The sequence below is a fragment of the Ferruginibacter sp. genome, from assembly GCF_031430955.1.
In the GTDB taxonomy this organism is placed as follows: domain Bacteria; phylum Bacteroidota; class Bacteroidia; order Chitinophagales; family Chitinophagaceae; genus Ferruginibacter.
The window spans coordinates 1-5720 of record NZ_JANPCM010000485.1; the positions used below are offsets into that span (position 1 = coordinate 1).

At 34.8% G+C, this 5720-nt stretch carries 5 protein-coding genes; 1 reads left to right on the top strand and 4 read right to left on the bottom strand.

Annotated elements, in window-relative coordinates; translation table 11 throughout:
* Positions 1 to 138 precede the first annotated feature (138 nt).
* Positions 139 to 1404 carry a hypothetical protein gene (locus ACY65O_RS13445; RefSeq protein ID WP_462221372.1) on the bottom strand — a complete coding sequence of 422 codons (1266 nt, stop codon included), beginning with the start codon at positions 1402 to 1404 and terminating at the stop codon, positions 139 to 141.
* A 156-nt stretch (positions 1405 to 1560) separates the two neighbouring features.
* Between ACY65O_RS13445 and dnaG the strand changes: the two genes are divergently transcribed.
* Positions 1561 to 3495, top strand: a complete 1935-nt coding sequence (dnaG, locus tag ACY65O_RS13450) for a DNA primase (RefSeq protein ID WP_462221373.1) — start codon at positions 1561 to 1563, stop codon at positions 3493 to 3495.
* Position 3496: 1 nt separating this feature from the next.
* Here the strand turns inward: dnaG and ACY65O_RS13455 are convergent, their stop codons facing one another.
* The 3 genes from ACY65O_RS13455 to ACY65O_RS13465 all read right to left on the bottom strand — a co-directional run.
* Positions 3497 to 4156 (bottom strand): YdeI/OmpD-associated family protein, encoded by a 660-nt coding sequence (locus ACY65O_RS13455; RefSeq protein WP_462221374.1) that lies wholly within the window; start codon positions 4154 to 4156, stop codon positions 3497 to 3499.
* 226 nt (positions 4157 to 4382) lie between these two features.
* Positions 4383 to 5189, bottom strand: coding sequence for a M48 family metallopeptidase (locus ACY65O_RS13460; protein ID WP_462221375.1), 807 nt, complete (start codon positions 5187 to 5189; stop codon positions 4383 to 4385).
* Positions 5190 to 5316: 127 nt separating this feature from the next.
* The coding region (locus ACY65O_RS13465) for a glycerol-3-phosphate acyltransferase (RefSeq protein ID WP_462221376.1) at positions 5317 to 5720 on the bottom strand (404 nt) is incomplete at its 5' end.

A 5720-nucleotide genomic window follows, 5' to 3' on the forward strand; every position in this document is an offset into this window, starting at 1 on the left:
CCGGTATTTTTATTTTATATGCTGCCAATATCCTTAAAGTAAACACTTGCAGGGGATAATGCTAAAAAATATTTTAATAAATAAACAAGCCGCTAAAATTTCAGCGGCTTGTTTATACTATATATTTTATACCCTTTACTACAGTTTATCTACTTCCGTCTTTTTCTTATCATACTCAGCTGCTTTCTTTAAATCATTTTTTGTATTATAAAACTGGCTTAAAATATCCAGTACAATTTTATAATTAGATTTTTGTGTTGGTTTTAAAGTGGGCTGAGCTGCTAAATAACTCACCACCCCTTCTGCATACGGAATGCATTCATCTATCTTTTTTATAACCATTGCCTTTAGATCGCTGCGGAGTTTTATATCAGCAGGTTTTATGCCTTTAATTTTTTTAGATGAATCCTGTAAATCGTAAGCTGCATTATACAAATGCCTTGTCATCAGCATTTTTGCATCAATACCTTTATCAAGGGGTATAGCAATTTTTAATGTTTCTGTTAATTTATTTTTCATTGCTTCCGGGTTGGCTGGTCTGTTATCTCCAGTATATAGATCATTATACATTTCCACACTTAAATTATAAGGATAAGTATATTTTTCCGGATACTTTTTCATCAGCTCCTCATACTTTGCAATCAGGACTTTTTTATCGCCAGATTTTGAAATTCTGTCTAATTCAAATTCCGTCCAGTAATCATCAGCAGGATATAAAGATTTCCCTTTTTCAAGCAATGCAGTTAAATTAGCTTCATCCTTGTTTTTTGCATAATACTCCGCCAGGTACTGGTAAATATTTAAATATTGCTGACCCGATAAATTAGCATCGGTTAGCTTTTTGTAAAAAGTAATGGCAGAAGCCTCGTCTTTAGCATTGGTAGCAGCAATTGCGGTATTTAAAATTAGCGAAGTATCTAATGATGGAAATTTAAACCCATTATATTCATAGTTTTTAGATTTTACATAATCTTCAACTACTAAAGCATTTTTAAATCCTTCAAAAGAAAGAGGAAAATTTTTAGCATTAAATTCTTTTGCGCCAATATCAAAATACCCGTTGTACAAATCAAAGTAAGTAGCATGGTTTTCCTGTACAAAAGCTTCTTCTTTAGCGTCCATTTGCTGGTATTTTTTCAGCGCTTCAAAAGCCTCTGCTTTTAATTTCATGGCATCTGCAGCACTTAAGCCAGAATCTTTAGAAGCTGTGTTGTAAATTCTGCTTTTGTAAAACCATGCAAGGGATGATTTAGCATTTTTTGCATCTGCCATAAATTTATCAACACCTTCTTTAGCTTTTTTGTTTTGCCCTAAGATCATCAGCTTATTAATTTCATCAAGGCTTTGGCCAAAACTTGCGATGCCTGCAAAAAGCAGCATAATAAAAAAACAATATTTCTTCATTCTATTTTATTTTTAGGTGATAAAGATATTAGTTAATTGTGTATAAGGATGATTTTTTAACCAGTTTTTCATAAACCATGCCATAAAACTGTTACTTAAAATAAAGACGGTAAAAAAACTAAAGTTGGCTAAATTGCAGCTGTTTTTAACAATACTTTGATTACACAAAATACCATACAGCAAATACTCAGCCGCATAGATATTGTGGAGATTGTGGGCTCGTTTGTAAAATTAAAAAAAAGAGGCACTAATTATATTGGCCTGTGCCCTTTTCACAACGAAAAATCGCCTTCATTTACTGTATCTGCCGCTAAAGAAATTTACAAATGTTTTGGCTGTGGCCGCAGCGGCAATTCTATAAGCTTTTTAATGGAAGCTGAAAAGTACAGTTATGCCGAAGCCTTACGCTGGCTTGCCGCAAAGTACAATGTAGAAATTGAAGAAACAGAAACAAGCCCCGAGTATAAACAGCAACAACAGGTTGCCGACAGCCTTTACATCATCAACAACTTTGCACAAAAGTTTTTTACCAATGCATTGTTTAATACAGATGAAGGCCAGGATATTGCTTTAAGTTATTTAAAACAACGGGGGTTCAGAGAAGAAATAATTAATAAATTTCAATTGGGTTTTAACCCCGGGGCAAGGGATAGCTTTACAAAAGAGGCATTGGCCAATCAATACAATTTAGAATACCTGCAAAAAAGCGGATTGGTAAATGTAAGAGATGGCAATGCGTATGATAATTACCGTGGAAGAATAATTTTTCCTATCCATAATCAAAGTGGAAAAGTATTGGGCTTTGGTGCCAGAATTATTAAAAACAACGACAAGGCTCCTAAATATATTAACACGCCGGAAAATGAAATTTATGTAAAAAGTAAATTGCTGTACGGCAGTTATTTTGCAAGATTAGCTATTGATAAAGCAGATGAATGTTTATTGGTAGAAGGTTATACCGATGTGGTTAGTTTACACCAGGCCGGTATAGAAAATGTGGTGGCCAGTGGTGGCACATCTTTAACACCCGACCAGTTAAGGCTGATAAAAAAGTACACCAACAACCTTACAATAATTTATGATGGCGATAATGCAGGTATAAAAGCTGCATTGCGTGGATTGGATTTGGCATTGGAAGAAAGCCTGAATGTAAAATTGGTTTTAATACCGGACAAAGAAGACCCCGACAGCTATATAAACAAAGTGGGTGCTGCTGCTTTTGCCAATTTTATTGCAGAAAATAAAAGAGATGTAATTTTATTTCAATTAGATATTGCATTAAAAGATGCCGGTACCGATAGTAATAAAAAGTCCATTATTGTAAACCAGATTGCCGAAACGATCGCAAAAATTAATAAGGCAGAAGATTTTACCAAACAGCAGGATTATATAAAACAATGTTCCGAAATTTTAAAGATTGAAGAAAGCGGTTTGCATGCTTTGGTAAATAAATTTATAAGAGAAAAAGTTACCAAGGCAGAAAATCAATCTTACAGGGAAGAAAGAAATGATGTAAATATTTTACCAGCCGAAACAGTAGATGATACCCTGTCTCTATTTAACAAAGATGAAATGCACGAAAGGGCCATGGTAAGAAGTTTGCTGGAGTTTGGTTTAAAAGACTGGGATGAAGAACAAAAAGTAGCCAATTATATTTTTAAAGAAATTGAATTAAACCAGTTAGAGGAATTGATTGACAATAAAGATTTAGTGCATGTGGTGCAAACCTATAAAACCTGGTACAACGAAGGGATAGAACCCACACCTAAAAATTTTTTATACCATGATAATTTAAAAATGAGTTCGCTGGTGGTAAGCATCATGGATTTTAATTATGAAATAAGCCCCAAATGGTCTGAACATTTTGAAGGCCACATACCTACAAGAGAAGATTTATTTAAGGAAGAAGTTTTTAGCACCCTTAATTACCTGAAATTAAAAAAGATAAAAAGGCTGATGGATGAAAACCAGCATGACCTGGAAAAATCTTTAATTTCGGAAGAGCAAATGATTTTAGTACAAACACACCAGCACCTTAAACAAATGGAAATAGAATTGACAAAACAATTGGGTACAGTAATTTTTAAGTAAATTATTTTTGATTAAAATTTTTCTTTTGCGCTATTAATTTTTCCATGGTAGTTTCCAGGCGCTTATTTTTAGTTTCTTCTTTTTTAGCACTTACAATCCACTCTACATATTCCCGTTTGTGGCTAAACGCAAGAGAATTAAAAAATGCAGCGGCAGTTTTATTTTTTTCCAGCAATTTTTGTAACTCCGCCGGTGTTTCAATGATACGATTTGTATAATCTACACCCGGGGCAGGGTTTGCAGAAGAAAATGAAGGCGCTTTATTAGTATCTGTGTCGGGCTTTTTAAATCTTGCGGCACTCCACAAATTATCTACGGCAATCAACCGCACTGTTTCAAAACCATGTTCAGTAATAAAATCCCAGTTAGCATCCCTGCATAAATCACTTGTAATTTTTGAGGAAGCTTTAGGATAAGCAATCCAAAATTTAGCTTCGCTGTGCAAAGCCGGTATTACTTCCTTTAATATTTCTCTTAATTGCTTTTGGCTAAATGCAAATATTAAAGCAAAATCAATTTTTCTAATTTTAAGTAAAGGTGTTACATTTTTAGAGAAAGAAAGTTTGATGAATTGTTTTTCAATGGCAAGTGGTAAACCCTGAAGGAGCAAATTTTTTTCATCACCCAGTTGTAATTTTTCCAATAAAGTTTGAGAAGACATAGGCAAAACAACAGTTAATTTTAATAATTATTATACCAGCAACAAAACAATTATTGGCTGCAAAAATGCAGCTAATTTAAAAAGATGTTTTTCCGGAGGGTTAAAAGTTGTATAACAGCAAAGCTGTTTAGAACTGTAAAATTAAACATTAAGTTTGGTAGATGAAAGTTTAAACAAAAAAAACTCTGCTGTTTGCAGAGTTTTTTAATTATATAAAATATTTTCTTTATTTACTTATTGGTTTATAATAAGATAGTGCTTCAGGCATATTCTTCTCCAGATTTGCAATCCTCCTCTCATCAGCCGGGTGAGTGGATAAAAACTCAGGTGGTTTAGCGTTTCCCCCGGCAGCAGCCATTCTCTGCCAAAAAGGAATTGCTTCTCTTGGATTATAACCTGCCATTGCCGCAAAATTTAATCCTAAACGATCGGCTTCAAGCTCCTGGTTTCTGCCATTAGGTAATAAAACACCAACTTGTGCAGCAGGTGCAAAAATATTATTAAACAGGTTGTTATATTTCGAATTACCTGATGTAGCAATATTACCTACAATTTCCAAGCCTTGTGCAATTGCACCCTGGCTCATACGTTCGTTACCATGGTGCGCTACTGCATGCGTAATTTCATGCCCCAGTACAATTGCTAACCCTGCTTCGTTTTGTGTATAAGGTAACAGGCCCGTGTACACCACCACTTTTCCGCCGGGCATACACCATGCATTTACTGCTTTATCATTTACCAAATTAAATTCCCATTTGTATCCGTCTAATTCAGCAGCAAGGCCTTTACTACGGTAATACTGAGTAATAGCTGTTGCAATTCTGCTGCCTACACGGCGTACCATTTCCGCATCTTTACTGGTGTTTTCACTAACCACCTGGTTTTGCGATAAAAAACTTCTGTATTCAGTTACTGCCATTTGCTGCAGTGATGCTTCTGAAAAAAGCCCCAGTTGCTTACGACCGGTAATTGCATTTCTTGAGCATGCTGCTAACAGCGAAACAGAAAATAATAAGATAAATACTTTTTTCATTTTGTTTGAGTTTTAATTATAATCTTATAATAAACAATTGGCGTACCAATTTTAATAACTTCAAAAATCACAAAATGTAATTTTAAGTTAAGACGTAATTTTTTAAGATAAGGTTGTAGAGGAAATGTTAATCGTTGCGGCGGCGTGATTTTCTTCTGTCACGGTGTTTAAGTATGGGCACCCGGCTTTCAACGCCACGTAATATGCGGCCAATATTTTTTTGATGGGTAAAAATAACTAATGATGCCACTAACAGTGCAAAAATGCGGTATAATATTTCATGCTCATTCCATATCCACAATACACAAATGGGTAGAAATAAAGCAGCCAATATTGAGCTAAGCGAAACGTAACGGGTTAGATAAAGTACAATTAAAAAAACACCCACACAGCTAATTGCAACAACGGGTTGCACAGCCAGTAACATCCCAAATAAAGTAGCCACACCTTTACCGCCTTTAAAATCGGCAAAAATGGGGAATATATGCCCCGCTACTGCAGCAAGGCCCAAACCAATCATAAAATTGGTAC